We start from the raw sequence: 25,796 nt of genomic DNA on the forward strand, positions 1-25,796 counted from the left end.
CTTCAGGGCGCGCGGTCGGGGGCGGGGCGGAGGGCGGGCGCGAAATCCGCAGCCAGATAGGCCAGCACACTCTGTGCCAGGGCGACGAGGTCGGCGGTGGTGGTGTGTTCGTCCGGGCCGTGGATGTTGTTGCCCTCGCGGCCGAGGCCGGTGAGCAGCACTTCCTGCTGGCCGGTGGCCTGCTGGACCCAGCCGAAATCGGAGCAGCTGGACGCACCCCAGGCGCGGAATTCGGCAGGGTCGTAGCCGAAGCCAGCGGAGAGCGCCGCCTGCCAGCGCGGCCAGTGCGGGCCACGCGGGTCGGCGGTGGGCATCAGGTGGCCGACGAGGTCGAGCTCTGCCGTCACGCCGGGCGGCACTGCGGCGCGGATGGCGGCCTCGATCTCGGCGCGCGCCTCGGCAGCATCTTCCTCCGGCGTGTAGCGGCGGTTCAGCGTCAGGGTCAGCGCATCCGGTACCTGGCCGCCACTGCCGGTGCCGCCCTGCGCCGCGACGATGGAGAGACTGGCGGCCAGCTTGCGGCCGTTCCACCACGGCGGTGCCGGCAGGTCGGACGTGCGCGCGGCGACCACCGGCTTCAGCGCCGCCAGCGCCTGCATCACCGGCAGCGCGGCCTCCACCGCGTTCACCGCGGCGCCGGGGTCGCCGGCATGGGCGGTGCGGCCGGTCAGGCGCAGCTGCAGGTTGATCACGCCGAAGCAGCCGGCCCAGATGCGCGCCGCGGCCGTGCCGTTGAAGTTCAGCACATGGCCTTCCAGCAGCCCCTGCTCCGCCAGGTAGCGCACGCCGGGGTAGAGGCCGCCCTCTTCATCCGTGCACAGCAGGAACATCGGGTCGTAGGCCAGCTCGACGCCGCAGGCATCGGCGGCGCGCAGCGCCAGCATGGCGGCGGCGATGCTGCCCTTCATGTCGGCGGCGCCCAGGCCGTGCAGGCGGTCACCCTCCCGCGTCAGGGCGAAGGGGTCGCGGGTCCAGCCCCGGGCGGGGGGCACGGTATCGGTATGGAAATACAGGCCCAGCACCGGGCGGCCGGTCCGGCGGGTCGCGATCAGATTCACCCGCTCGCCCACCGCCGGGCCGCCGGGGACGTGCCAGAGCGCCTCCGGCACGCTCACACGCCGGGTTTCCAGCGCGAACGGGGCCAGCAATTCCTCCAGCAGATCCGCGAAGCCAGCGTAGCCGGTACCGGGCGGAAAGGCCGTGTCCACCGTTAGCATCCGCGCGAGGTCGGCCACCGCGCCCTCGACATCCCGCGCGATGCGGTCGAAGGCAGAACGGAGTGATGCTGGAGCGGTTGAGGTTGGCTGCATCTGTTCCAGGCCGATGGATTTCTATATTCTATACATAATTGAGCGGACGAAGCATGCCTCCTGTCAAGAGCGATCTCCCGACGATGACGCCGCCTGGCCAGCAGGGAGGGCTGCCGCTGCCGCTCTACGAGCACGTGAAGCAGCTGATCCTGGACGGTATCCTGGTGGGCACCTGGCCGCCCGGCGCGGTGCTGCCGGGGGAGGTGGCGCTTGCGGCGCATTTCGGCGTGGCTGTGGGCACGGTGCGCCGGGCGCTGGCGGACCTGGTCAGCGACGGCCAGCTGATGCGGCGGCGCAAGACCGGCACCGTCGTCACCGGCCGGGTGCCGATGCACAACCTGCGCAACTTCTTCCAGTATTTCCGCCTGCACGGCGCCGATGGCGGCCTGCTGCATTCCGAGACGGAGGTGCTGGCGCTCCGCCGGGAGGCGCCCACCCTGGCCGAGATCGCGCTGTTCCCGGATGCCGATGCCGGCATGCTGCGCCTGCACCGCCTGCGCCACGTCAAAGGCCGACCGGTGATGCATGAATGGATGATGCTGCCCGCAGCGCGGCTGCCCGACTTCCCCGAAGTGCCGCCGCCGCTGTTGTACCGCTTCCTGGTGGACCGCTACGGCATCCGCGTCTCCGCCGTGCGGGAAAGCGTGACGGCCAGCCTGGCGACGGAAGAAGACCTGACCCTGCTGCAACTGGAAGGCCCGGCCGCGCTGCTGGCCATCCAGGAAACCGCCTACGACCAGGCCGGCGCACCCATCATCGCCAGCCAGCACCGGGTGGTGACGGAAGGGCTTTGCTACCTGAACGAGTTGCGCTGAGGATTGTTGAAGGGAAGGCCGGGGAACGAATTCCCCGGACCCCATCTTCTTTTTTCGAGTTTTCGGGCGTGGCCGTTGAAAGGTTGGGCTTGAGATGAGGCTGGGTGCGCCGGAGGTCTTGGACCTCCGGCGACTGAGGGTTCAGCCCGCGTGGCCCATTTTAAATATCATCAAGCAGCGCTGGCTCTCAGTCCTGAAGCGCTTCGCCAAACTTGCAGAAAAAAGAAGGGGTCTGGGGAATTCTTTCCCCAGCCTTCTCCCGTCTTCCATTCATGTCCACCCCAACAAAGAAAGCCCTCACTCCGAGGGCGGCGGTACAGACTTGCCGAGCGATTGCATCAGCCGGTTGGCGTTAGCGAACATGGCGATGGAGTGGATCAGGTCCAGCACTTCCAGATCGGTCAGCCCTGCTTCGCGCAGTGGCTTCAGATCGGGACCGGACAGTTCGCCTGGTGTCGCTGTCAGCTTGGCGGAGAATTCGACGATGGCGCGGCGGCGTGGCGAGAGTTCGGTGCTGAAGCCTTCGTCCAGCAGGCGCTGCATCACCTCCGGTTCCTTCGTCAGCTCGGCGAAGCGGCGGGCGTGGACGGATGTGCAGTAGATGCAGCCATTGACGATGGAAACGGCGGCGGTTGCCAGTTCGCGCTCCGCGCGCGGTAGGCCGCGGGGTGCGTACATCACCGCGTTGAACAGCGCGCCGCGTTCGCCGAGCGAGCCGGGATCGTTGGCGAGAGTGAGGAAGTAGGTGGAGCGGCGCTGCGCCGGCGGGCAGGCTTCGAGCGCCGCCAGTTGCTGTGGCGTGGCGGTCTCGGCATCGACGGGGGGGATACGCGGCTCCCAGCCGACAGTCTCCATGGTGAAGTGGCTCATGAAGAGGCTTCCTCCTGCAGGGCGCGCAAGCCGGCGAGTAGCCGGGTCTGGTAGGGTACGAAGGCGATCAGCTGCGTCACCGCGACGATATCCTGCGGCGAGAGGCCCTGTGCGGCCAGGGCGTCGATATCCTCCTGGCCGCAGCATTCGGGTTGCACTGCCACCATGTCCGCGTAGCGCAACAGCAGGGCTGTACGGTCCGCGCCGGCGGGGGCGGGGAAGTGCTGCGCCGCCGCCAGCAAGGCGGCATCGCCATGCTGCTGCAGCAACGCGCGGAAATGCGCGGCAAGGCCTTCGTGGCGCTCGATCAACGCGACGCGCAGGGCGAGGGCTGCCCGTTCGGCCAGGCTGACGCCGCCGGGCTCGGCGGGCAGCACCAGCTCCCGGTAGGCGCCTTCGCTGTGCTGGCGGATGCTGGCGCGTTCCGTCCGCAGCACCGCCAGGGGTGAGTCGGGGGCGATGCCCAGCAGGCGTTCGGCGAGGTCTTCGGTATCGGCCATGGCGGCAATCTCCTCCCTCAGGCGGCGTTCTGGTCAGACGTAGCGGGGGCGGGCGTGGCAGGCCATTCGTCGCCCTGTAATTCGGGCGTGTCGAAGGCCTGCAGGCGGGCGAAGTGCAATGCGCTGTCGGCCACGAACAGCCGGCGGGCGATACCCTCCGCCAGGCGCCTTGCGCCGGCGCTGACGGCGGGGATGTCGCCGGTCAGCTTGCCGTGGCTCAGCGTCGATGGATAGTTGAAGCAGTGGATGCGGGAGAGGGCCGGGCACAGGCCGGGCTGCTTTTCCTGGAAGGCGAAGTCAGGTGCGAGGTCCGGTGAGGCCGCCAGCTCCGGCTGTTCCTGCCCGGCGTCTGGCGTGAAGCGGTCCCGCCAGAAGCGGATATGCGGGCCGACGGTCGCCAGTTCCGGCCGCAGCGAAAGGTCGACCTGGAAGCCAGTGCCGAAGACCAAAAAGTCCAGGACATGCTCGCCCTGCGGCGTGGTGACGACGAGGGCGTCGTCCTGCTCCCGCAACGCCTGCACCGGACTGCCGAGATGCAGGCGCGCCTGCTTGTGGCGGGAGACGCGCAGGGTGCTGTCGCGGGGTGGCGGCGTCTGCTCGCCGAATACGTGGTGCAGGAAGCGCCACTTCCACGCGTCCGGCAAGGCCTCGAAGCCATGCACCACGCCGGCGCTGGCGATGCCGGTGAACTTGTTGACGCGCGGCAGCGTGGTGCGGCGGACGAACAGGTCCAGGCTGGCGGCACCGGCTTCCAGCGCCGAGGCGGCGTTGTCCATGGCCGAGGCACCGGCGCCGACGACGCCGACGCGCTTGCCGGCCAGGGCGGCGAAGTCGATGGCATCGCGGGAATGGGCCCAGAAACGCCGGTCGATGCCGGCGGCCATGGCCGGGACGAAGGCGCCGCCCAGCCCGTCCCGCCCGGTGGCCAGCACCACATGCCGTGCCAGCAGGCTGCCGGCATTGTCGGTCTGGACGGCGATCAGGTCGTCGCTGGCGGGGACGAGGTTGCTGGCGGTGACGCCGTTCTCCACGGTGATGCCCATGACCTGGCGGTACCAGACGAGGTACTCCATCCATTGGGCGCGGGGGATCTTGCCCAGGCTTTCCCACGCGGCCTGGCCGAAGCGGGCCTCGAACCAGGCACGGAAGGTCAGCGCCGGCAGGCCCAGCGCCGGGCCGGCCAGGGTCTTGGGAGAGCGCAGGGTTTCCATGCGGGCATAGGTCAGCCAGGGGCCTTCCTGGCCGGCGGGGGCACGGTCCAGCACCCGCAGGTTATCGATGCCTAGCAGCCGCAGGGAGGCCGCGGCGGCCAGCCCGCACATGCCGGCGCCGAGGATGACGACGTCGACCACTGTCTGACCGTTGGCTTCGCGGCGGGGCACCCAGGGCTTGCCGGGGAGTTCCAGCCATTCCAGGTCCTGGCGCAGGCGGGCTTCCAGGGCGTCCAGGCCGATCGGGTCGCGGCGGTCTTGCAGCACCGGGGGCCTCCTTGCGGCTTACTATGATATAACTGCATGATGAAATCACCATCATCAATAATATGCAATATCATTCGGGTCGCATGGTCAGGCCTGCCAGCCAGGTATCGCAGGCTTGCCAGGCACGGGGCGGGTAGTGCGGCCGCGTCGTCCCGCCGGGCGTAGGCGGCAGGCCGCGCGCATGACATTCTGCCCACCCCCGACATGGATGGATGGATGCCCCGTTCCCTGAACCTGCGCCAGATCGAGGCCTTCGCGGCGGTCATCGCCGCCGGCACCATCACCGAGGCGGCGCAGATGCTGGACCGCTCCCAATCCGCCGTCACGCGGCTGATCCAGGAGCTGGAGGCCGAGCTGGGCTACAAGCTGCTGCACCGGAACGGCCCGCGCATCACGCCGACCGAGCGCGGCGTGCTGTTCCATGTCGAAGTGGAGCGCCATCTGGTCGGCCTGCGCCACCTGCGGGACCGCGCGGAGGCCATCGGGCGCGACGAGCGCCCGGCGATCGAGGTGGTGGCCATCGCGGCGCTGGCGGTCGGTATCCTGCCACAGGCCCTGGCACGGCTGGCGGAGGGCGAGATGCCGCGCCAGGTGCATCTGCGCAGCGCCTCGGCCGAGCAGCTGGCACAGTCGGTGGCGGCGCGCACGGCGGATCTGGGTGTCTCCAGCCTGCCGGTCAGCAGCCCCGAGCTGACGCTGCATTGGTCGGCGGAGGCGCCCTGCGTGGCGGTGCTGCGCCAGGACGACCCGCTGGCGGCGGAGGGCGTGGTGCAGCTGCGCCAACTGACGGGCCGCCGCCTGATCGCCACCGGCAACCCCTACCGGCTGCGCCGCCGGGTGGACGATGCGTTGCGGGAGGCGGGCGTGGCACCGCAGGCGGTGATCGACGCCAACACCTCGCTGGCCGCCATGGGGGCGGTGCGGGCCGGGCTGGGCGTTGCGTTGATTGAGCCGGTGACGCCAGCCAGCTTCCCGCTGGAAGGCGTGGTGTACCGGCCCGTGGATGCGGATATCCCGTTCGCCTGGGGCATGGTCACCGCCATGGGCCGCCCTGTGCCGGCGGCCATCCGCAGCCTGATGGCGGAGATCGCGGTCGTATCGGCCGCCACCATTCGCGGCCTGCGGTCACTAGGGGTGGAGGAGGACGCGGTGGGGCCGCGCTGACCGTTTAGGCAGGACGTATCGGACCTGGCGCGGAGCGCGGGGAATTCCCCGAAGTTTCCCCGCAGATCTGCGGATTGCGCTTGCCATTATGTCATAGTGATGCGTTCATATTGCGAATTCTGCATGATGGAGCCTGCGGCGCCTGACATTCTTGGCTGGTGCGCCGCTCCCCTGAAGGACAAGCTGCCATGAAGCGTCGTGACATCCTGCCCGCCCTTGCCGGACTGGGCCTGCTGCCCGCCATCTGCCCTTCGCACGCCCAGGGGGCCGCCGCGCGCAAGCTGACCATCGGCTTTGGCGACCCGGTCTCCTCGCTCGACCCGCAGCTGAACAACTTCGCCGGCGACCGCTCGGTGGACCTGCACTTCTTCGACCTGCTGATCGAGAACCGGGCGGACGGCCTGAAGCCTGGCCTGGCCACCGCCTGGCGCGCGGTGGATGACCGCGTGTGGGAATTCACCCTGCGCGAAGGCGTCACCTGGTCCGACGCCAAGCCCTTCACTGCCGATGACGTCGTGTTCTCCTACGGCCGGGCGCCGGATGTGCAGGGCAGCACCGCCAGCTTCGCCGGCTACCTGCGGACGGTGGAGAAGACCGAGGCCGCCGGGCCGCATCTGCTGCGCATCACCACCAAGGAAGCCAACCCTCTGCTGCCGCTGAACCTGGCCTCGGTGCACATCGTCAGCCGGCATGGGACGGAGGGCGCGACCAGCGCCGATTTCAACAGCGGCAAGGCGTTGATCGGTACCGGGCCTTACCGGCTGGTGTCCTACACGCCGGGGGATCGCGTCATCATGAAAGCGCGGCCGGATTACTGGGCCGGCCAGCCGGTGTGGGAAGATGTGGACTACCGCTACATCCCCAACGCCGCTACCCGCACCGCGGCGCTGCTGGCCGGCGACGTGGACGTGATCGACAAGGTCTCGGTCTCCGACCTCGCGCAACTGCGGGCGCGGGAGGACGTGAAGGTCTTCGCCTATCCCGGGCTGCGCATGCTGTTGCTGCAGCCGAGCTTCTCCGAGACCCCCAGCCGCTACACACTGTCCCATGACGGGCAGCCGCTTTCCCGCAATCCGTTCCTGGACGTGCGGGTGCGCCGGGCGCTCTCCATCGCCATCAACCGCGATGCGCTGTGCGACCGGCTGCTGCTGGGCACCGCCACCTCCACCGGCCAGTGGATGCCCGAGGGCAGCTTCGGCTACGACCCCACCGTCAAGCCGCCTGCCTTCCAGCCTGACCAGGCCAAGGCGCTGCTGGCCGAGGCCGGCTTCCCCAACGGCTTCCAGTTGACCATCCACCTGCCCAACGACCGCTACGTGCTGGGCCCGCAGACGGCGCAGGCCATCGCGCAGATGTGGGCGCGCATCGGCGTCCGCACGCAGGTGGAGGCGGTGCCGTGGTCGGTCTATTCCGCCCAGGTGAAGACCGGCGAATACGCCATGACCACGCTGGCCTGGGGCAACGGCACGGGCGAGGGGAGCTATGCGCTGATCAACGTGTTGGGCAGCGTGGACCCGAAGCAGGGGCGCGGCGTCTCCAACTGGGGCCGCTACAAGAATCCAGCCGTGGACCAGGCGCTGGAGGATGCGATGGGCGCCTTCGACGACGGTAAGCGAGAGGCCATTCTGCAATCGGCGGCGCGGGTGGTGGCGGAGGATGCGGGCATCATCCCGCTGTTCCACTACCAGAATTTGTGGGCGGCGAAGCGCGGCCTGACAGTGACGCCGCTGACCAGCGACCGCACCACGGCGACGATGGTGACGCGGGCGGGCTGAGCCGCACCGGGGAATGGAACGGTCACAGATCGTCCACAGGGGTGTTCACAGCTCTGTCCCCGGAATCTGTGGGTAAGTAAGGGAAGGCTGGGGGAAGGAATTCCCCCAGGACCCCTTCTTTTTTCTGCGCGTTGGCGGTGCGCCTCGGCCGCCAGGACACCTGAAATTCAAAAAGAAAAGATGGGGTCCGGGGAATTCCTTCCCCGGCCTTGCTTCCCCTTGCTCAGCTCTCGAACGCAGCGCGTGCCTCCGGCAGGTCCCAGATCTTCTGGATGGCGGCGGTGCCGGCGGCGGTGATGGCGGCCTCGTCGCCAGCCAGGTAGCGGCCGCCGCGCAGCAGCAGCCGGCCATCGACCATCAGCGCATCCAGGTTGCCGCGATGGCCGAGCCAGACCAGGGCTCGGCGCGGGTCGTGCAACGGCTGCATGTGCGGGTGGGTCATGTCCATCACCGTCAAATCCGCTGCCGCGCCGGGGCGGATGACGCCGAGATCTTCCCGCCCGATGGCCGCCGCCGCATCGCGGGTGATGGCGGCCAGGAGCTGCGGCGCGGTCGCGACCTCGGCATCGCCGGTGCTGACCTTGGAGATGATGGCGGCGGCATTGACCTCGCCCACCAGATCCATGTTGTAGCCGTCGGTGCCGACGACGGTGCGGACGCCGTGCTCGGCGAAATAGGCGAAGGAGGCGGTCTTGCCGGCGCGGGCGAAGACGCGCGGGCAGTTCAGCACCGTGGCGCCGCGCGCCGCCATCAGCCTCAGGTCATCCGGCGTGCAGTCGATGCAATGGGCGGCCAGCACGTCGGGGCCGAGGACGCCGAGCCAGTCCAGATACTCGGCCGGGGTACGGCCTTCGTAGCGCTCGGCGATGGTCTTCACCTCGCCCTGGCTCTGCGCCAGGTGGATGGTGATCGGTGCGCCGACTTCCCGCGCGCGGGCGGCGGCGGCGCGCAGCAGGTCGGGGCCGCAGGTGTCGGTGGCGTGCGGGCTCATCGCCACGCGGATGCGGCCGTTGTCGCGGCCTTCCCAGGTGGCGTGGATGCGGTTCCAGGCTTCCAAGTCGGCGGCGCCGTCATCGCCCCTGTAGATGACCCGGCCGGAAGCATCGGCCTTCGCGTCGGCGGTGGAGAACAGGTAGGGCGCGCCGTAGAAGCGCAGGCCCATTTCCAGCGCCGCGTCGAACATCTCGGGGATGCCGTTGCGGAAGGGCTCCATCACCGTGGTGGCGCCGCCCTTCAACAATTGCAGGATGCCCATCCGCGCGATGGCCAGCCGCTCCTCGCGCGAGAGGATGTCGATGCCCCGCTTGGTCAGCGGCAGCAGCACCGTGTAGACGATGCTCTCGTTGTTCTTGCGGCCGGCACCGTCTTCCGTGTGGGTGCGGGCGACGGCCTCGCTGAAGCAATGGTTGTGCAGGTTCATCAGGCCGGGCAGCACGAAGCGGCCCGGCTGGTCCAGCACGATATCGGCCCGCGGCCGCTCCGTGGTGATGGCGGCGATGTGCCGCCCCTTGGTCACCACCCAGTGGTCACGCAGCACCACCTGCTCCCCATCCCGTTCGGTGAGGACGTAGGAGCCGAAGATGGCAGTGGTCGCGGGCTCGGTCATGGTCGTTTCCTTTTATCCTGCGGCGGCCAGGGCGTGATCCTCGCAGGTTTTGCCATCCTGAGATGTGAATCACGCCATTCAACAAAAGGGCGGGGCATGTCGGCTTTGTCTGCCTGCGGCAGACATGCCTGGGGTCTTTCGATACGCGCGAGAGGAAAAGGGAAGGCCAGGGGAAAGAATTCCCCTGGAACCCCATCTTTTTTCTGATCATTTGGGTTCGGCCTTAAAGGCGGAGAATTCACTGCTAGCCTCTCTAAGAGAGTCGTGCGGCACGAACCCGGCCTAGGCTAACAAAGCCAGACGCCCCCTCAGCCACACCCAAAAAACTCCAGAAAAAAGATGGGGTCTGGGGAATTCCTTCCCCAGCCTTCCTTCCCCAATCTTCCTCAGGCCGGGCGCACGTTCCAGAAGGTGGCGGTGCCGCGGCCGATGCCGGTGATGGCCTTGCGATAGGCGGTCGGCTGCTTGTACTGGCCGAGCGGGTAGTAGGGCACTTCCTCGAACGAGAGGCGCTGGATCTCGGCGCAAATGGCCTGCTGCTCCTGCACCGTCGTGGCTTCCAGCCATGTCTGGCGCAGCGCCTCGGTGCGCGGGCTTTCGGACCAGCCGGGGTAGCTGGCATTGCCACGCAGGGTCAGGTGCGCCGCCGGGTTCAGCCAGTCCATGCCTTGCCAGTTGGCGACGAAGGCGCTCCAGCCACCATCCTCCACCGGGGTCTTGCGATTGCGGCGCGTCAGCACGGAGCCGAAGTCGATGCCGACATACTCGACGTTCATGCCGGCCTGCTGCAGCGTGCCGAAGGCGACGTCGCCCAGCGGCTTCTGCGCCAGGGAGTCCGCCGGGATCAGCACCACAACCTTCTCGCCGTTGTAGCCGGCGGCGGCCAGGTCGCGCTTCACCTTGGCGAAATCGCGCGGGCCACGGAAGATGTCGAGGCCGACATCACTGGCCATCGGCGTGTTCGGGCAGAAGAAGCCGATGGGGGTGTGCTGGAACTCGGCATCGTCGCCGGCCACCGCGGTCATGAAGTCCCGCTGGTCGATGGCGCCGAGCAGCGCGCGGCGGATGGCGGGGTTGTTGAAGGGCGGCTGCAGATGGTTGACGCGCATCAGGCAGGTAAAGCCCAGCGGGTCCAGCACATCGACGGAAATGTTGCGGTTGCGGCGGAGCAGCGGCAGCAGGTCATGCGGGGTGGTTTCCTGCCAGTCCTGCTCGCCCGATTGCAGGGCGGCGGCGCCTGTCGCGGCATCCGGCATCGTGGTCCACTCGACGCGGTCGTAGTGCACGACCTTGGGGCCGGAGGTCCAGTCGCTGACGCCGTTCTCGCGCGGCTTGTAGCCTTCGAAGCGCTGGTAGACGTTGCGGGCACCCGGCACGCGCTCATTGGCCACGAAGCGGAACGGGCCGCTGCCGATCACCTCTGGCATTACCTTGAACGGATCGGTATTGGCCAGCCGCTCCGGCATCATGAAGCAGGCGGGCACGGCGGCCTTGCCGAGTGCCTGCGGCAGCAGCGGGAAGGGGCGCTTCAGGCGGAAGCGGATGGTGCGATCGTTAGGGGCGGAGAGCTCGTCCGTCGCGGCCATCAGCGCATCGCCGAACGGGTCGCGCTTCGACCAGCGGCGGATGGAGGCGACGCAGTCGCGCGCCGTGACCTTCTCGCCATCGTGCCAGGTGAGGCCTTCGCGCAACGTCAGGTCCCAGCGGCGGCCGTCATCTTCAACGCGATGGCCCTCGACCATCTGCGGCGTGGCTTCCAGCTTGCTGTTCATGCCGTACAGCGTGTCGAACACCATGAAGCCGTGGTTCCGCGACACCTGCGCGGTGGAATAGATCGGGTCCACGAAGGCGAGGTCGATGACCGGCACGAAGCGCAGCGTGGTGGCGGAGGCGGCACGGGCGGAACGCGGTGCGGCGAGGCCGGCCAGCGGCGCAGCTGCGGCGGCCTGCAACAGGGAGCGACGGAGCATAGGGAGCTTCTCCAGGCTGGAGCACGATCGTCGCCGGCTGCATCAACCGGGGACAGGGATCGCGCGAACGGACAAAGTGTGGGGCAAGGCCGCCGCATCTTCTGGCGGCGGACTGGCCCTAGGGCGTGACGATCACTGGCGGCCACGCGGAGCGACCACGCGGGTGGACGGGGCGCGCTGGCATGACACGGTCAGGATTGGCCGGGCGTGGCGGATGCGACGCGCAGCAGCAGCTTGCCGGCACGGCCGCCGGCTTCCATGGCGCGATGCGCCTCGGCGGCATCGGCCAGGGCGAAGGAACGGTCGATGACCGGGCGCACGGCGCCGCTGGCCACATGCGGCCAGAGTAGCCTGCGCACGCCGGCCATGATGCGCGCCTTGGCGGCGGGCGAGCGGTCGCTGAGCGAGGTGGAGCACAGGCTGCCGCGCTTCTTCATCAGTGCCGCCAGGTTGATCTCTGCCACCCGGCCGCCTTGCAGGCCGATGGACATGATGCGGCCATCCAGCGCCAGGCACTCGATGTTCTGGGCAAGGTGGGAGGCGCCCATATTGTCCAGGATGACATCGGCGCCATGGCCATTGGTGGCGGCGAGGAAGGCAGCGGCGGCAGTCTCGTCGCGATAGTCGAAGCTGCGCTCGGCGCCGAGGGATTCGCAGAATGCGCGGCGGGTGGCGCTGGCGGTGCAGAAGACACGTGCGCCCAGCGCCCGGCCGAATTGCAGCGCCAGGCTGCCGATGCCACCGGCCCCGCCATGCACCAGCAGGATGCCGCCCGGCTGCAGCCCGCCGAGATCGAAGACATTGGACCAGATGGTGGCGGCGGCTTCCGGCATCGCGGCGGCATCGGCGAGGTCCAGGCCATCCGGTACCGCCAGCAACTGGGATTGGTGCGCCGTGGCGTATTCGGCATAGCCGCCCTTGCCGAGCAGCGCACAGACCCGCTGGCCGATCGCCCAGTCCGTGACGCCATCGCCAAGGGCGGCGATGGTGCCGGAGCATTCCAGCCCGAGGACGCGCGGGCCGGACGACATGATGTAGGCACCCTGGCGCTGCCGCACATCGGCCAGGTTCAACGCCGTGGCGGCAACGCGGATCAGCACTTCGCCCGCCGCCGGTACCGGCACCGGCTGTTCGCCGAGGCGCAGCACCTCCGGCCCGCCTGTCCGGTCGAACAGGATGGCGCGCATGGCGGCGGGCGACGGGCTCATTCGCCGGCGTCGATCGTGACGGTGGCCAGGGCCTGGTGCTCCAGGCCATGCTTCTTCAGGATCTCCGCATAGGTGCCGTTGGCGATCAGCCGCGTGAGTCCAGCGGCAACCGCGTCACGCAGGGGCGCCTGCGCCTTGTCGAAGGAGAAGCCGAACAGGCCGCGGGTCAGCGGCGTGCCGACGGCGGCGTAGGTGCCCGGTTCCTGCTGCGACAGGTAGACGACGAACTCGGCGCCCAGCACGGCGCCATCGGCCCGGCCCTGGCGCAGGTCGGTGCGGGTGGCGGTCGCGCCCTCGCTCGGGATCACGCGGATGGGCGGCTTGCCGGCGGCGACGCAGTTGGCATTGCTCCACTCCTCCACCTGGCGCGGGTAGTTGGTGGTGCGGGGGGCGGAGACGCTGCGGCCGCAGAAGTCGGCGGCCTGGGTGGCGCCGCGCTGCTGCGCCACGGTGGTGAAGATCTGCGCGCCGGTGCTGGCATAGTTGACGAAGGTCAGGCGGTCCCGCCGCGCCGGCGTATCCGTCATGGAGGTACCGTTGAACTCGACCCGGCCGGTGGTGACGGCGGGGATGAGCTGCGCGAAGGCCATTTCCTCGTAGCGGAACTCGATGCCCATCTCCTTGGAGAGTGCGGCGAGCAGATCCGTGTTCACGCCACGGCGTTCATTGGTCGCCGGGTCCTTGTAGGACATCGGCGGGTAGGTGGTCTCCACCCCCACACGGACAAAGCCCTGCTGCCGGATAGCATCCGGCAGGGGCGCTGGCTGAGTCTGGGCGTTAGCGAAGGCAGGCGCCATGGCGGACAGGGCGGCGATGCCGGCAGCGAACAACACGGTCTTCATGAAGCCTACCTTCTTCTCAGTTGAGCGGGTTCAGCCTGCGGCTTCGCAGGCGGCGAAATGCGCGGCGATCTGTTCACCCGTGGTGATCCAGACATCGCCGTAAGCGCGGGCGTGTTCGAGGAACTCGCGCAGCAGACGCAGGCGCATCGGGCGGCCGCTGCATTGCGGGTGCAGCACGGTGGTGGCCATGGCGCCCCAGTCCCGCAGCTCGGCCAGCTCGTCGGTCCAGAGCGACAGCACCTGCTCGCGCGTCAGCAGCGTGTGACGGCTGTAGCGCTGGGAGAGGCCGAGCAGCCAGTCGTCGTAGCTGGCCGTCACTGGCAGCTCGATCAGCCCGGGGGTGTTGTCGGCCAGCAGGTGGCGATATGGCCGCACGTCGTCGCGGAAGGAGGAGGTATAGGTCAGCCCGCGTGCCTTCAGCAGCACGCGCAGTTCCTCGCAGAACTCGCCGGAGGGCGCGCGGTAGCCCTTGGGCAAGACGCCCAGGCGGCGCTTCAGCGAATCCAGGCCGCGGTCTATCTCTTCCACCAGCATCGGGTCGCCCGGCATGGGCATGACGTGGTGGAAGCCGTGGTGGCCGATCTCGTGCCCGTCCTTGAGGATCGCCTCGCACATGGCGGGGTGCGCCTCGACCGACCAGCCGGTGATGAAGAAGGTGGCCTTCAGCTCCTGCTGCCGCAGCATCTCCAGCAGCTTGGCGGTGCCGACGCGTGCCTCGTAGCCACCGAAGGACATGGTGACGAGCTCGCCGTAGCGGGCAGGGTCCTTCGCTGTCCAGGCCGTCTCGGCATCGACGTCGAAGGAGAGGAACATCGCCGCCTTGTTGCCTGCCGGCCAGAGGTACTCGGGCGCCAGCGGCGCCCGGTTTGCGGGCAGCAGGGGAATGGCGTTCAGCCCGGCAGAATCAGCGGCCGCCATTGATCTGCACCTCCGGGATGGCGGAGGGCGTCAGCTGCCACTTCTCCAGCAGGCGGGCATAGGTGCCGTCGGCGATCAGCGCGCGCATGCCATCGGCCAGGGCCTGCTGCAGCCCGGCCTCTTCCTTGCCGACGGCGATGCCCATCAGCGTGAAGCGGACCGGCTCGCCGACCGGTGCGTAGGTGTTGGGCTCCAGGCCCATGATGTAGGGGAGGGTTTCGCCGCCCTGCATGGCGGCATCGATGCGGCCCTGGCGCAGCTGCGTCCGGGCGTCGGCGGAGCCTTCGGTTGGCACGTATTCGATGGCCGGGCGGCCCTTGGCGACGCATTCCGCATCGCTGAACGCCTTGATGTCGTTCGGCAGCGAGGTGCGGCGGCTGGCGCCGACGCGCTTGCCGCACAGGGCTTCCGGCGTGGCGAACTCGGCGGCGCGGCTGGCCTGGGTGAAGAATTGCGAGCCGCTGCGGAGGTAGTCGATGAAGGTCGCCGTTTCCTGCCGGCTCGCCAGGTCGCTCATGCCGGACATGACGATGTCGACGCGGCCGGTGCGGACGGAGGTCAGCATCTGCTCGAAATTGGTCTCCTGCCACTGCATCCGCACGCCCAGCTTGGCGGCCAGCGCGTTGCCCAGCTCGATATCGAAGCCGGTCAGCTCGTTGGTCTTGGGGTCGCGCAGTTCCAGCGGCGGGTAGTTCGGCACCACGGCGGCGATGATGGCGCCACGCGACGTGATGCGCGACGGCAGCTCGGCGGCGGCGACGGGTAGGGAGGCGGTGCCGGCCAGCAATGCGGCGGCCAGGGCGATGGTCTTCTTCATGGACGTGTCCTCAGGACAGAACGGCGGAGAGGAAGGCCTGGGTCCGCGCCTCGCGCGGGTTGCCCAGGACTTCACTTGCGGAACCGGATTCGACGATGCTGCCATGGTCCATGAAGACCACCCGGTCGGCGACTTCCTTGGCGAAGCCGAGCTCGTGCGTGACGACGATCATCGTCATGCCGGAGCGGGCGAGTTCCTTCATCACCGCCAGCACATCGCCCACCAGCTCGGGGTCCAGCGCGCTGGTCGGCTCGTCGAACAGCATCAGCTTCGGCTTCATCGCCAGGGCGCGGGCGATGGCGACGCGCTGCTGCTGGCCGCCGGAGAGATTGGCGGGATAGGCATCGGCCTTGTGCGCCAGGCCCACGCGCTCCAGCAGCGTCCGGGCCTCGGCCTCGCATTCGCGGCGCGGGCGGCCCTGCACCTGCACCGGGCCCTCGACGATGTTCTCCAGCGCCGTCATGTGCGGGAACAGGTTGAAGCGCTGGAACACCATGCCGGTGGAGAGGCGCTGGCGCGCGATCTCGGCCTCCGACAGCGGGTGCAGGCTGTGGCCCTGGATGCGGTGGCCGGTCAGCTCCCCATCCACCCAGATGGCGCCGCTATCGGTATGCACCAGTTGGTTGATGCAGCGGAGCAGCGTGGTCTTGCCGGAGCCGGAGGCTCCGATGATGCACAGCACCTCGCCCGCCTGGACATCCAGCGACACGCCCTTCAGCGCATGGAAGCTGCCGAAATGCTTCTCGACATTGACGATGGAGACGAGAGGACGACCACTCATCGGGAACCTCCGGCACCGCGCGAGAAGCGGCGTTCCAGCAGCATCTGCGCCGGCGTCAGGATGGAGACGATGACCAGGTACCAGATGGCGGCGACGATCAGCAGCTCGATCACGCGGGAATTGGCGTAGTAGATGTTCTGCGCGTTGTGCAGGATCTCGGCGAACTGGATGACGCTGGCCAGCGAGGTCAGCTTCACCATGCCGATGAACTCGTTGCCCAAAGGCGGGATGATGACGCGCATGGCCTGCGGGAAGACGATGCGGCGCAGCGCGGTCAGGCGCGTCATGCCGATGGACTTCGCCGCCTCATACTGCCCGGTATCGACCGAAAGCATGCCGGCGCGGACGACTTCCGAGGTATAGGCGCCCTGGTTGATGCCGAGGCCGAGCAGCGCCGCCAGCATCGGCGTCATGACATCGACGGTCCGCAGCGAGTAGTCGCCCCAGCCTAGCTTCGGGAACACCAGCGCCAGGTTGAACCACAGCAGCAGCTGCAGGATGATGGGGGTGCCGCGGAACAGCCAGGTGTAGCCCATGGCGACGCCCTGCAGCACCGGGTTGGGCGACATCCGCATCACCGCCGTGCCGACGCCGAGCGTGATGCCCAGCGCCATGGCGGCGATGGACATCCAGATGGTGTTGACCAGGCCCTGCATGATGGCCGGCGCGGTCAGGAACTGGCCGACATAGGTCCACTCGATATCGCCGACGGCGAAGGCGCGGGCCAGGCCGGCCAGCAGCAGCGCGATGAGCGCCACGGCGGCCCAGCGGCCCCAGTGCCGCTCCGGCACCAGGCGGTAGCCGGAGATATCCGGCAGCGCGCTGCGTGCCTGGACAGGTTGCGTCATGGGCGCGGGGCCTCCTGTAGGGGGTCCGGGGTGTTCGGTACGGGTATCAGGCCGGGGGCTGCGCGCCGACCTGGTCGACGATGCGGCGGTAGTGTTCCGGCCGGCGGTGCTGGGCGAAGTTGAACATCTTGTCCTTGCCCTGGCGCACGGCATCGAGGTCGGCATCCGCCACCACCACCTCGTCCTCCAGCGTCTTGGCTTGGCCGACGATGACGCCGTTCGGGTCGACGATGACGGAGCTGCCGATCAGGCCGGAGCCATCCTCGTTGCCGGCCTTGGCGACGCTGACCGCCCAGGTGGCGTTCATGTAGGCATTGGCCTGCACGGCGATGTTGGAGTGGAAGGTGCGGATTTCTTCGTTCTCGGTGGTGCCGCCATTCGGGTCGTAGGCCGCCGAGTTGTAGCCCATCACCATCAGCTCCACGTCCTGCAGGCCGTATTCGCGCCAGGCCTCGGGCCAGCGGCGGTCATTGCAGATCAGCATGCCCATGATGGGGCGGTGCCAGGATTCGGCGCCGCGGAAGGCGGGGAAACCGGTGTCGCCATACTCGAAGTAGCGCTTCTCCAGCTGCTGGAAGCGAGCGCCCTCGCGCGGCTCGACGCTGCCCGGCAGGTGCACCTTGCGGTACTTGCCGAGGATGCTGCCGTCCGGACCCACGGTGATGGCGCTGTTGTAGTGCAGGCCTTCCGGCGTGCGTTCGGCATAGCCGACATAGAAGCCGATGCCGAGTTCACGGGCGCGGTCGAACAGCTCCTGCACCTGCGGGTTCGGCATGCTGGCTTCGTAGTAGGATTCCAGTTCCTCGCCGCTCAGCAGCCAGCGGGGGAAGAAGGTGGTGAAGGCCAGCTCGGGGAACACCACGAGCTGGGCGCCCTGGCTGGCGGCCTGTTCCAGCAGCGCGATCAGGCGGGCCAGCGTCACGTCCCGCGGCTCGGCCCGCTGGGTGGGGCCCATCTGGGCGGCGGCAAGGCGAAGGATACGGGGCATGGCAGGCGTTCTCTTGCTTCTTGATGCGGCCGGGCACCGCCCGGCGCTGGCAACAATCGCATAATAAGAACGCAGTGCAATCATGCACTTGATATAAAATCGTCGCTTACCATTCAGCCAGATTATAGTTCGACGTGCGGATGGCTGCCCATTGTGCAGCGCGGCAACCAACGCAGCGCCTAGCGGAAACCCTGGAAGCGCCCGGCCCCCAGGGCTTAATCTATCCGCCAGCACAGCAGCGCGGGAGATCGGCATGAGCGTGGAACAGGACCCCGGCGCCTCCCTGGCGCTGCCAGCGGGCATCGATCACGTCATCATCCCCCGCGCCCATGATATCGGTGGCTTCGAGGTGCGGCGCGCCCTGCCGGCGCGTGAACGACAGATGGTCGGCCCATTCATCTTCTTTGATCAGATGGGTCCCGGCGAGTTCCTTTCCGGCCACGGGCTCGATGTCCGCCCGCATCCGCATATCGGGCTCTCCACCGTGACCTACCTGTTCGAGGGCGCCATCCAGCACCGGGACAGCCTGGGCTCCGACCAGCCGATCGTGCCGGGGGACGTCAACTGGATGACCGCCGGGCGCGGCATCGCGCATTCCGAGCGCACAGCCCAGGCACTGCGGCCGATTGGCGGCAAGCTCTCCGGCATCCAGTCCTGGGTCGCCCTGCCGAAGGCGGCGGAGGAAGATGCCCCGGCCTTCGTGCACCACGGTGCCGCCACCCTGCCGGTGTTGGAAGACGGCGGCGCCCGCGTGCGGTTGATCGCCGGCGAGGCCTTCGGTGCCCGGGCGCCCGTCGTCACGCATTCGCCCCTCTTCTACGCCGATGCCATCCTCGCCGCCGGAGCCGCCCTGCCGATTCCCGACGGGCATGACGAACGTGCCGCTTACGTGCTGGAAGGCGAGGTCAGCATCGCCGGGGACCGCTTCACCGCCGGCCGCATGCTGGTCTTCCGCGCCGGGGACCACATGTCCCTGCTGGCCGGACCCCTGGGCGCCCGCCTGCTGCTGCTGGGCGGCGCCACCATGGACGGGCCGCGCCACATCTTCTGGAACTTCGTCTCCTCCTCGCGCGAACGGATCGAGCACGCCAAGGCCGACTGGAAAGCCGGGCGCTTCGACCGCGTGCCTGGCGACGACCAGGAATTCATCCCGCTGCCGGAAGAGCGCGTCCGCGTGCGGGCTGCGACGCGGGAGTAGAGGTGCCTTGGACGGCGCAGGGCTTGGGAGTTTTGGGTGTGGAGAAGGCCGGGGAAAGAATTCCCCGGACCCCTTCTTTTATTTCTGCGAGTTTGGCGTGGCGCTTCAGGACTGAGAGCGGACGCTGCTTGATGATTTTAATCATGGGCCACAGGGGCTGAACCGTCAGTCGCCGGAGGTCTACGACCTCCGGCACACCCAGCCTTCTCTCAGGCCCAACCTCTCAGCGGCCACACCCGGAAAAACTCGAAAAAAGAAGATGGGGTCCGGGGAATTCTTTCACCGGCCTTTCCCTTTCTCGACACTGCCCAGGCGCCCAACAAGGTTATCGTCCTGGATGACGAAGGCAGCCCTCGCTCAAGATGGCTCCTAAAGGCCATCGCGCGCCCTGTGCCAGTTCGTTCATCGGCACCCATAGGACGTGAGACGGCGGGGAGACGATGTCTGCCGTCGCTGCCAGTGGCGGCGCCTGGCCGGCAGATGCCGCCAAGCGCGTCACGGGGACCAGGCGGCGGCGACGGCGGCGCCCACATCGGCCAGGGCGGCGTCGCGGATGGCGCCGTCGGCGGCGCCTTCGGTCAGGTAGGCGGCGACCAGGATAGGGGCGGCGCCGCCGGGGGGCCAGAACAGGCCGATGTCGTTGCTGGTGCGGGATTCGTTATAGGTGCCGGTTTTCTCACCCGCCTGCCAACCGGGGGGGAGGCGGGCCTTCAGGCGCTTGTCGCCGGTCAGGTTGCCGCGCAGCCATCCCAGCAGTTGGGCCCGGCTGGCGGGGGCGAGGGTGTCGCCGAGCGCCAGCTTATGGAGCGTGGCGATGAGGGCAGCGGGGGTGCTGGTGTCGCGGTGATCGTCGCCGACGGATTCGTTCAGGGCGGGTTCGTTGCGGTCCAGGCGGGTGGTGGGATCACCGATCCGCCGCAGCCAGGCGGTCAGGCCTGCCGGGCCGTCCAGCACGTCCCGCAGCAGCAGGTTGGCGGCGCCATTGTCGCTGAGGACCATAGTGGCCTCGCACAGGGCGGCCAGCGTCATGCCGTTGCCGCCGATGTGCTTTTCCGTCGTCGGGGAGTAGGCGACGAGGTCCTGCCGCGTGTAGCGGATGCGCTGGTCCATGCGGACCTGCCCCGCATCGGCGCGGGCCAGGACGGCGGCGGCGGCCAACAGCTTGAAGGTGCTGCACAGCACGAAGCGCTCGTCCTGGCGGTGGCCGGCCTGCTGGCCGTTGCCGGTATCCAGCACCGCGACGCCGAGGCGGCCGCCGCGCGTGGCCTCGATGCGTGCGAAAGTGGCGGGCAGGGCGGCGAAGCCGCCGGCGGCGTGGGCCAGGCGTGGCGCGCCGAAGCCCATGGCCAGGGCGCTCAGGGCCGCCGTACCGCCCATCCAGGACCGTCTGCTGATCATGCTGTGTCTCCTTCTGTGGGCGCCGAGATGGCGCAGCCGGCGGCGTCCGGACAAACGATGATCCCTTGCCGGAGACCCAAGATTATCTAATGTCACCAGGCATGAGCCTGAACCGCGTCCCCCTGAATGCCTTGAGAGCCTTTGAGGTCTCCGCGCGGCAGTTAAGCTTCACCCGGGCGGGGCTGGAGCTGCGCGTGACCCAGGCGGCGGTGAGCCAGCAGGTGAAGACCCTGGAGGAAATCTTGGGTGTGCCGCTGTTCCGGCGGCTGCCGCGCGGCCTGGCGCTGACCGAGGAGGGGGAGGCGTTGCTGCCGGTGCTGACCGACGCCTTCCGCCGCATCGCCGGCACGCTGGACCGGTTCGAGGGCGGGCGGGTGCGGGAGGTGCTGACGCTCGGCGCGGTCGGCACCTTCGTCACCGGCTGGCTGCTGCCGCGGCTGGCGGAGTTCCGTGCCGCGCAGCCTTTCGTCGATGTGCGGCTGATGACCAACAACAACCGCGTCGACCTGGCGGGGGAGGGGCTGGACTATGCCATCCGCTTTGGGGACGGCGCCTGGCATGGCACGGAGGCGTTGCGTCTGTTCTCCGCGCCGCTTTCGCCGCTCTGCGCGCCCGCGCTGGCGCGGCGGCTGCGGCAGCCGGCCGATCTGGCGCGGGAGACGCTGCTGCGCTCCTACCGCGTGGATGAATGGTCCCGCTGGTTCGCCGTGGTGGACCTGCCACCGCGCACGACGCGCGGCTACGTGTTCGACTCGTCGTTGACCATGGCGGAGGCAGCTGTGCAAGGCACGGGCGTGGCTCTGCTGCCGGTGCGGATGTTCGAGCATGACATCCGCCAGGGCCGGCTGGCACGCCCCTTCGGCGCGGAGGTGACGCTGGGCAGCTACTGGCTGACCCGGTTGAAATCGCGCGAGGAGACGGCAGCGATGTCGGCGTTCCGCGACTGGCTGCTGGCGCAGCCGGACACGCAGCCTGCATGAACCGCCGCAAGGCCGTGGATGCGAGGGGAATAGAACGATGAAGCCGCCATTCGAAGGTATGTTGATGGCGGGCTACCACCAGTTCTTCATCGCGGAGGCGCAGGTGGAGCCCGAGGCCGCGCTGCGGACGGATGCGGACCTGCTGGCCAGCGGTTCGGTGATCTCCGCCTTTATCGCGCGAAACATGCCGGGCTGTGCGAACAGATTACGCTGCAGCGTGGCATGGGGGGCGTGACGGATATGCGGGGCGGCAAGCAACCTTGTGTGGCGTGGTTGCCGGCATGAGGGGTGCCTCCAAGGCGGACCAGATCGTTGCCCGGCTGGCGGCCGCCGTGGAGGGTGGGCTGCTACGTCCGGGCCTCCGCGTCGCCTCTGTCCGCGCCGCCGCGCGGGAACAGGGCCTGTCCAAGAACACCGTGGCCGAGGCCTATGAGCGGCTGGTGGCTTCCGGCCATCTGGAGGCACGGCGCGGCGCCGGCTACTTCGTTGCCAATCAGCCCTGCCGCCCGCCGCCGCGGCGACAGGAGGTGGTGGAAGCGCTGAGCCTCGTCTCCCTGCTGCGTGAGCAGACCGAGGAACACTACGTGGTCCGCCCCGGCGAGGGCCGCCCGCCCCCCTCCTGGATGGAAGAGTCCGAGCTGGCCCGCTGCCTGACCCAGGCCAGCCGCGACCAGTACCGGGGCGAGGCGCATAGCTACGGCAGTTCCTGGGGCTATGAACCGCTGCGCGAGCGGATCGCGCAGTCGCTGTCCGAACGCGCCATCCATTGCACGCCAGGCCACGTGCTGCTGACCCAGGGGGCCAACCATGCCCTGGACCTGGTCATTCGCAACATGGTCGCGCCCGGGGACCGCGTGCTGGTCGATGACCCAGGCTACTACCCGCTCTTTGCCAAGCTGCGCCTGGCGCAGGCGGAGATCGTCGGCATCCGTCGCAACCCTGACGGGCCAGACATCGACGACTTGCGCGCCAAACTGGCGCAGCGCCCGGCGCGCGCCTTCTTCACCCAGTCCCTGGGGCATAATCCCACCGGGGGCACCCTCAGCCCAAGCGTTGCGGCGGCGGTGTTGCAACTGGCCGAGCAGCACGGATGCCAGCTGGTGGAGGACGACCCCTTCGCCGACCTGCTGCCCGCCGCCAGCCCCCGCCTGGCCGCGATCGGCGGGCTGGGGCGGGTGCTGTATGTCGGCACTTTCTCCAAGACCCTGTCGGCCTCGCTCCGCGTCGGCTTCGTGGCCGGGGCGGCGCCGGTGGTGGAGGCGCTGAACGACCTGAAGCTGCTGACCGTCGTCTCCACTTCTCAGTACGCGGAGCGGCTGGTAGCGCAGTTGATCGAGGCCGGGCACTACCGCCGCCACCTGCGCCGCCTGGCGCGCCGTGTCGAGGCCGCCACGGCACAGGCCACGCTGGATCTCGGCGCGCTGGGCCTCACCCTGTCCCGCCCCACCGGCGGCTTCTACCTATGGGCCAAGCTGCCCGCCGGGCTGGAGGAGGAACCTCTCTGCCGCAGCGCCGCCGCGCGCGGCATCTTCCTGGCACCCGGCGCCGTCTTCAGCCCCGACCGCGGCCAGGGCGTGCCCGCCCTCCGCATCAACGTTGCCCATGCGAGCGACCCTCGCTTCCTGGAATTCCTGGCGGATGCGATGGGCGTGCCGTTTCACTCTGCGGGCGGCGCAAGCACGGACGCATAAGCCATTTAGGTGGTTCGCAAGTGGGTATGGCGAAGCAGGCTTGGGTGTGGAGGTCGATTTACCCTGATCTGTTGGGAAGAACTGAAAGATTTTGGTCCATAGTGGAAGGAAGGCCGGGGAAAGAATTCCCCGGGCCCCTTCTTTTCTTTTTTCGAGTTTTCCGGAGCGGCTGGTGAGGGTGCGGTCTTGAGAGACGGCTGGGCGCGCCGGAGGTCCTAGACCTCCGGTGACTGACGGCCCAGCCCGCGTGGCCCATTTTAAACATCATCAGAAGCGTTCGCACTCAGTCCTGAAGCGTGACGCCAAACGCGAAAAAAGAAGATGGGGTCCGGGGAATTCTTTCCCCGGCCTTCCTTCACTTCGCTTCCCCTTTCGCTGCGGATGAACGAAAACCGAAATCGTGCGTCTACGGTCAGACGCCGGGCTTAAGCACCGAAGACGCCCCGGGCCTGTGCGAGGCGGGAGGCGGGCCGCCGGTTCAGGTGGCGGGAGATCAGGGCGGTGGCGGCCAGTAGCTGGTCCAGATCCACGCCGGTTTCGATGCCCATGCCGTGCAGCATGTAGACGAGGTCCTCGGTGGCGACGTTGCCGGAGGCGCCCTTGGCGTAGGGGCAGCCGCCAAGGCCGGCGACGGCACTGTCCACGACCGAGACGCCGAGTTGCAGGCAGGCCAGGATATTGGCCAGGGCCTGGCCGTAGGTGTCGTGGAAGTGCAGGGCGAGCTGCCCGACCGGCACCCGGGCGGCGACGGTGGCGAGCATGTTCTGGGCTTGCAGTGGCGTACCGGTGCCGATGGTGTCGCCGAGCGAGATTTCGTAGCAGCCCATGGCGGAGAGGGCGGCCGCGACTGTGGCCACGACATCCGGCGCCACCTCGCCCTCATAGGGGCAGCCGAGGACGCAGGAGACGTAGCCACGCACACGCAGCCCTGCCGAGACGGCCTGGGCGACGACGGGGGCGAAGCGGTCCAGACTCTCGGCGATGGAGCAGTTGATGTTCTTGTGGGAGAAGCTCTCGGACGCGGCGCCGAAGACCGCGATCTCCCGTGCGCCGGCGGCCAGGGCGGCGTCCAACCCTTTCAGGTTGGGCACCAGCACGGGGTAGCGGATGCCGGCATCGGGCGTCAGCGCCGCCAGCACCGCGGCCGTGCCGTCCATCTGCGGCACCCAGCGGGGCGAGACGAAGCTGCCGGCCTCGATATCGCGCAGGCCGGACGCCGCCAGGGCTTGGATCAGCGCGATCCGCGTGGCCACGGGGACGGTGACGGCCTCGTTCTGCAGCCCGTCGCGCGGGCCGACCTCGACGATGCGGACGGAACGGGGCAGCGTCGTCCTGCTGGGTTCAGCCACCACGCATCCGCTCCAGCTCCGCGATGGCGACATCCTGGCGCACCTGGCGGCGCTCCACCAGCAGCGCGGCCAGCTTCGCCACTTCGTCACCCACCGCGCCGGCGGCGATGGCGACGTTGTTGGCGTGCAGCGCCATGTGCCCCTTCTGGATGCCGGTCGTCGCCAGGGCCTTCATGGCACCAAAATTCTGCGCCAGGCCGACGGCGGCGATGATGCGTGCCAGTCCCGCCGCGCTGGTGACGCCGAGGATCTTCAGGCAGGCCCGCGCGGTCGGGTGGATCTTGGTGGCGCCGCCCACCAGCCCGACCGGCATTGGCAGTTCGATGGAGCCGGCGAGGCTGCCATCGGCGGTGACTTCCCAGTTGGTCAGGCTGCTGTAGCGGCCGTTGCGGGCGGCATAGGCGTGGGCGCCAGCCTCCACCGCGCGGGTGTCGTTGCCGGTGGCCAGCACGACGGCGGAGACGCCGTTCATGATGCCCTTGTTGTGCGTGGCGGCGCGATAGGGGTCGGCCTCGGCGAAGTGGTAGGCGGAGATCATGCCGTCCCGCACCGCCTCGCCGCCGATGGCCTCCACCGGCCAGATGGCCCGGGCGCGGGCCAGGCGGCGGTCGGCGAGGTTGGAGAGGATGCGCAGGAAAACCTTGCCGCCGGTCCAGGCCTCGATCTTCGGCGCCAGCGTCTCGGCCATGGTGTTGACGGTGTTGGCGCCCATCGCATCCCGCGTGTCGATGATCAGGTGCGTGATGACCATGGCGCCGCCACGGGAGTTGACGATGCGCACTTCCAGGTCGCGGAAGCCGCCGCCAAGTTGCACCAGCAGCGGGTCGCAGCCATCGCAGATGGCGGCGATCTCCTCGCGGTGCTCCAGGATGCTGAGGCGGGCATTCTCCGGATCGGTCAGACCTACCAGCTGCACCTGCGCGATCATCAGCGTGCCGGAGACGGAGGTGATGAAGCCGCCGGAATCGTAGCACTGCCGGGCGGAGTTGCAGACGGCAGCGACGACGGAGGATTCCTCCGTGGCCATCGGCACCAGCACATCCTGGCCATCGACGCGCATGTTGGTGGCGACGCCGATGGGGATGGAGAGGGTGGCGACCACGTTCTCGATCATGTGGTCGGCCAGGTGCGTGTTGATATTGCCGGGCGCGGCGAGCTGCGCCCGCGTGGCGTCATCGAGGTCGGAGAACGCCGCCACGGCGTCCAGCCGCTCCGCGGTGCTCATGCGGTGGAAACCGGAGATACGGGACGTGAGGTTCTGGATGGACATGAGCATTCCGTAAGGAGGCA

Annotated in this window: 23 protein-coding genes; 7 read left to right on the plus strand and 16 right to left on the minus strand. The window is 68.7% G+C overall.

Going from position 1 to position 25,796, the window contains the following annotated elements:
• Positions 1 to 2 precede the first annotated feature (2 nt).
• Entirely contained in the window at positions 3 to 1,310 is a 1,308-nt protein-coding gene (locus IBL26_RS14290; protein WP_206684231.1) for a M20 family metallopeptidase, read from the minus strand.
• A gap of 53 nt (positions 1,311 to 1,363) precedes the next feature.
• Between IBL26_RS14290 and IBL26_RS14295 the strand changes: the two genes are divergently transcribed.
• Positions 1,364 to 2,125: a GntR family transcriptional regulator gene (locus IBL26_RS14295; RefSeq protein ID WP_206684232.1), complete on the plus strand. Its 762-nt coding sequence runs from the start codon at positions 1,364 to 1,366 to the stop codon at positions 2,123 to 2,125.
• 297 nt (positions 2,126 to 2,422) lie between these two features.
• Here IBL26_RS14295 and IBL26_RS14300 read toward each other — a convergent pair whose 3' ends face one another.
• Genes IBL26_RS14300 through IBL26_RS14310 form a run of 3 tightly spaced genes read right to left on the minus strand, consistent with a single transcriptional unit; the run spans position 2,423 to position 4,973 of the window.
• A complete protein-coding gene (locus IBL26_RS14300) occupies positions 2,423 to 2,995 on the minus strand; it encodes a peroxidase-related enzyme (RefSeq protein ID WP_187785178.1) in 573 nt (190 codons plus the stop codon).
• Positions 2,992 to 3,495, minus strand: a complete 504-nt coding sequence (locus IBL26_RS14305; protein ID WP_187785179.1) for a CMD domain-containing protein — start codon at positions 3,493 to 3,495, stop codon at positions 2,992 to 2,994. The genes IBL26_RS14300 and IBL26_RS14305 overlap by 4 nt, the downstream gene beginning before the upstream one ends.
• Before the next feature lie 17 nt (positions 3,496 to 3,512).
• Positions 3,513 to 4,973 carry an NAD(P)-binding domain-containing protein gene (locus IBL26_RS14310; RefSeq protein WP_187785180.1) on the minus strand — a complete coding sequence of 487 codons (1,461 nt, stop codon included), beginning with the start codon at positions 4,971 to 4,973 and terminating at the stop codon, positions 3,513 to 3,515.
• A 216-nt stretch (positions 4,974 to 5,189) separates the two neighbouring features.
• On the opposite strand from IBL26_RS14310, the gene IBL26_RS14315 reads away from it, so the two are divergent.
• Entirely contained in the window at positions 5,190 to 6,137 is a 948-nt protein-coding gene (locus IBL26_RS14315) for a LysR family transcriptional regulator (RefSeq protein ID WP_187785181.1), read from the plus strand.
• Positions 6,138 to 6,325: 188 nt separating this feature from the next.
• On the plus strand, positions 6,326 to 7,912 hold the full coding sequence (locus tag IBL26_RS14320; protein ID WP_187785182.1) for an ABC transporter substrate-binding protein: 1,587 nt from the start codon (positions 6,326 to 6,328) through the stop codon (positions 7,910 to 7,912).
• A 223-nt stretch (positions 7,913 to 8,135) separates the two neighbouring features.
• On the opposite strand, the gene IBL26_RS14325 is transcribed toward IBL26_RS14320, so the two are convergent.
• From IBL26_RS14325 to IBL26_RS14365, 9 genes are all read right to left on the minus strand, one after another.
• Positions 8,136 to 9,518, minus strand: a complete 1,383-nt coding sequence (locus IBL26_RS14325; RefSeq protein WP_187785183.1) for an amidohydrolase family protein — start codon at positions 9,516 to 9,518, stop codon at positions 8,136 to 8,138.
• A 386-nt stretch (positions 9,519 to 9,904) separates the two neighbouring features.
• Positions 9,905 to 11,488, minus strand: a complete 1,584-nt coding sequence (locus tag IBL26_RS14330) for an ABC transporter substrate-binding protein (protein ID WP_187785184.1) — start codon at positions 11,486 to 11,488, stop codon at positions 9,905 to 9,907.
• A gap of 191 nt (positions 11,489 to 11,679) precedes the next feature.
• Positions 11,680 to 12,696 carry an NAD(P)H-quinone oxidoreductase gene (locus IBL26_RS14335; protein ID WP_187785185.1) on the minus strand — a complete coding sequence of 339 codons (1,017 nt, stop codon included), beginning with the start codon at positions 12,694 to 12,696 and terminating at the stop codon, positions 11,680 to 11,682.
• The gene (locus tag IBL26_RS14340; RefSeq protein ID WP_187785186.1) at positions 12,693 to 13,538 is read right to left on the minus strand and encodes a transporter substrate-binding domain-containing protein; all 846 of its coding nucleotides are present in this window, start codon (positions 13,536 to 13,538) and stop codon (positions 12,693 to 12,695) included. The genes IBL26_RS14335 and IBL26_RS14340 overlap by 4 nt, the downstream gene beginning before the upstream one ends.
• Positions 13,539 to 13,568: 30 nt before the next feature.
• Entirely contained in the window at positions 13,569 to 14,456 is an 888-nt protein-coding gene (locus IBL26_RS14345; protein WP_187785187.1) for a polysaccharide deacetylase family protein, read from the minus strand.
• Positions 14,443 to 15,273 carry an ABC transporter substrate-binding protein gene (locus tag IBL26_RS14350; protein WP_187785188.1) on the minus strand — a complete coding sequence of 277 codons (831 nt, stop codon included), beginning with the start codon at positions 15,271 to 15,273 and terminating at the stop codon, positions 14,443 to 14,445. Before IBL26_RS14350 ends, IBL26_RS14345 begins: the two co-directional genes overlap by 14 nt.
• 10 nt (positions 15,274 to 15,283) lie before the next feature.
• Entirely contained in the window at positions 15,284 to 16,054 is a 771-nt protein-coding gene (locus IBL26_RS14355) for an amino acid ABC transporter ATP-binding protein (protein ID WP_187785189.1), read from the minus strand.
• Positions 16,051 to 16,902, minus strand: a complete 852-nt coding sequence (locus tag IBL26_RS14360) for an amino acid ABC transporter permease (protein ID WP_187785190.1) — start codon at positions 16,900 to 16,902, stop codon at positions 16,051 to 16,053. The genes IBL26_RS14355 and IBL26_RS14360 overlap by 4 nt, the downstream gene beginning before the upstream one ends.
• 46 nt (positions 16,903 to 16,948) lie before the next feature.
• Positions 16,949 to 17,890: an N-carbamoyl-D-amino-acid hydrolase gene (locus IBL26_RS14365; protein WP_187785191.1), complete on the minus strand. Its 942-nt coding sequence runs from the start codon at positions 17,888 to 17,890 to the stop codon at positions 16,949 to 16,951.
• 253 nt (positions 17,891 to 18,143) lie between these two features.
• Here IBL26_RS14365 and IBL26_RS14370 point away from each other — a divergent pair, with 253 nt between their 5' ends.
• Positions 18,144 to 19,088, plus strand: coding sequence for a pirin family protein (locus IBL26_RS14370; RefSeq protein ID WP_187785192.1), 945 nt, complete (start codon positions 18,144 to 18,146; stop codon positions 19,086 to 19,088).
• 495 nt (positions 19,089 to 19,583) lie between these two features.
• Here the strand turns inward: IBL26_RS14370 and bla are convergent, their stop codons facing one another.
• Positions 19,584 to 20,486, minus strand: a complete 903-nt coding sequence (gene bla / locus IBL26_RS14375) for a class A beta-lactamase (protein ID WP_187785193.1) — start codon at positions 20,484 to 20,486, stop codon at positions 19,584 to 19,586.
• Between the two features lie 101 nt (positions 20,487 to 20,587).
• On the opposite strand from bla, the gene IBL26_RS14380 reads away from it, so the two are divergent.
• From IBL26_RS14380 to IBL26_RS14390, 3 genes are read left to right on the plus strand one after another with little or no spacing between them, the layout of a single operon-like run.
• Positions 20,588 to 21,466, plus strand: a complete 879-nt coding sequence (locus tag IBL26_RS14380; RefSeq protein WP_187785194.1) for a LysR family transcriptional regulator — start codon at positions 20,588 to 20,590, stop codon at positions 21,464 to 21,466.
• A 37-nt stretch (positions 21,467 to 21,503) separates the two neighbouring features.
• On the plus strand, positions 21,504 to 21,701 hold the full coding sequence (locus IBL26_RS14385; protein WP_187785195.1) for a hypothetical protein: 198 nt from the start codon (positions 21,504 to 21,506) through the stop codon (positions 21,699 to 21,701).
• 46 nt (positions 21,702 to 21,747) lie between these two features.
• Positions 21,748 to 23,157: an aminotransferase-like domain-containing protein gene (locus IBL26_RS14390; protein ID WP_187785196.1), complete on the plus strand. Its 1,410-nt coding sequence runs from the start codon at positions 21,748 to 21,750 to the stop codon at positions 23,155 to 23,157.
• 425 nt (positions 23,158 to 23,582) lie between these two features.
• Here the strand turns inward: IBL26_RS14390 and IBL26_RS14395 are convergent, their stop codons facing one another.
• Together IBL26_RS14395 and IBL26_RS14400 are read right to left on the minus strand one after the other, a co-directional pair.
• Complete coding sequence (locus IBL26_RS14395; RefSeq protein ID WP_367615440.1) at positions 23,583 to 24,506, minus strand: hydroxymethylglutaryl-CoA lyase; 924 nt, start codon at positions 24,504 to 24,506, stop codon at positions 23,583 to 23,585.
• On the minus strand, positions 24,499 to 25,776 hold the full coding sequence (locus tag IBL26_RS14400) for a hydroxymethylglutaryl-CoA reductase, degradative (RefSeq protein ID WP_187785198.1): 1,278 nt from the start codon (positions 25,774 to 25,776) through the stop codon (positions 24,499 to 24,501). Before IBL26_RS14400 ends, IBL26_RS14395 begins: the two co-directional genes overlap by 8 nt.
• Between the last annotated feature and the right edge of the window lie 20 nt (positions 25,777 to 25,796).

It is taken from the genome of Teichococcus aerophilus (genome assembly GCF_014490485.1).
Classification (GTDB): domain Bacteria; phylum Pseudomonadota; class Alphaproteobacteria; order Acetobacterales; family Acetobacteraceae; genus Pseudoroseomonas; species Pseudoroseomonas aerophila.

What these genes read in the sequence shown, in the direction of transcription:
- IBL26_RS14290 (WP_206684231.1), bottom strand. Translation starts at nt 1,310, where the DNA reads ATGCAGCCAACCTCAACCGCTCCAGCATCACTCCGTTCTGCCTTCGAC.
- IBL26_RS14295 (WP_206684232.1), top strand. Translation starts at nt 1,364, where the DNA reads ATGCCTCCTGTCAAGAGCGATCTCCCGACGATGACGCCGCCTGGCCAG.
- IBL26_RS14300 (WP_187785178.1), bottom strand. Translation starts at nt 2,995, where the DNA reads ATGAGCCACTTCACCATGGAGACTGTCGGCTGGGAGCCGCGTATCCCC.
- IBL26_RS14305 (WP_187785179.1), bottom strand. Translation starts at nt 3,495, where the DNA reads ATGGCCGATACCGAAGACCTCGCCGAACGCCTGCTGGGCATCGCCCCC.
- IBL26_RS14315 (WP_187785181.1), top strand. Translation starts at nt 5,190, where the DNA reads ATGCCCCGTTCCCTGAACCTGCGCCAGATCGAGGCCTTCGCGGCGGTC.
- IBL26_RS14320 (WP_187785182.1), top strand. Translation starts at nt 6,326, where the DNA reads ATGAAGCGTCGTGACATCCTGCCCGCCCTTGCCGGACTGGGCCTGCTG.
- IBL26_RS14325 (WP_187785183.1), bottom strand. Translation starts at nt 9,518, where the DNA reads ATGACCGAGCCCGCGACCACTGCCATCTTCGGCTCCTACGTCCTCACC.
- IBL26_RS14330 (WP_187785184.1), bottom strand. Translation starts at nt 11,488, where the DNA reads ATGCTCCGTCGCTCCCTGTTGCAGGCCGCCGCAGCTGCGCCGCTGGCC.
- IBL26_RS14335 (WP_187785185.1), bottom strand. Translation starts at nt 12,696, where the DNA reads ATGAGCCCGTCGCCCGCCGCCATGCGCGCCATCCTGTTCGACCGGACA.
- IBL26_RS14340 (WP_187785186.1), bottom strand. Translation starts at nt 13,538, where the DNA reads ATGAAGACCGTGTTGTTCGCTGCCGGCATCGCCGCCCTGTCCGCCATG.
- IBL26_RS14345 (WP_187785187.1), bottom strand. Translation starts at nt 14,456, where the DNA reads ATGGCGGCCGCTGATTCTGCCGGGCTGAACGCCATTCCCCTGCTGCCC.
- IBL26_RS14350 (WP_187785188.1), bottom strand. Translation starts at nt 15,273, where the DNA reads ATGAAGAAGACCATCGCCCTGGCCGCCGCATTGCTGGCCGGCACCGCC.
- IBL26_RS14355 (WP_187785189.1), bottom strand. Translation starts at nt 16,054, where the DNA reads ATGAGTGGTCGTCCTCTCGTCTCCATCGTCAATGTCGAGAAGCATTTC.
- IBL26_RS14360 (WP_187785190.1), bottom strand. Translation starts at nt 16,902, where the DNA reads ATGACGCAACCTGTCCAGGCACGCAGCGCGCTGCCGGATATCTCCGGC.
- IBL26_RS14365 (WP_187785191.1), bottom strand. Translation starts at nt 17,890, where the DNA reads ATGCCCCGTATCCTTCGCCTTGCCGCCGCCCAGATGGGCCCCACCCAG.
- IBL26_RS14370 (WP_187785192.1), top strand. Translation starts at nt 18,144, where the DNA reads ATGAGCGTGGAACAGGACCCCGGCGCCTCCCTGGCGCTGCCAGCGGGC.
- bla (WP_187785193.1), bottom strand. Translation starts at nt 20,486, where the DNA reads ATGATCAGCAGACGGTCCTGGATGGGCGGTACGGCGGCCCTGAGCGCC.
- IBL26_RS14380 (WP_187785194.1), top strand. Translation starts at nt 20,588, where the DNA reads ATGAGCCTGAACCGCGTCCCCCTGAATGCCTTGAGAGCCTTTGAGGTC.
- IBL26_RS14385 (WP_187785195.1), top strand. Translation starts at nt 21,504, where the DNA reads ATGAAGCCGCCATTCGAAGGTATGTTGATGGCGGGCTACCACCAGTTC.
- IBL26_RS14390 (WP_187785196.1), top strand. Translation starts at nt 21,748, where the DNA reads ATGAGGGGTGCCTCCAAGGCGGACCAGATCGTTGCCCGGCTGGCGGCC.
- IBL26_RS14400 (WP_187785198.1), bottom strand. Translation starts at nt 25,776, where the DNA reads ATGTCCATCCAGAACCTCACGTCCCGTATCTCCGGTTTCCACCGCATG.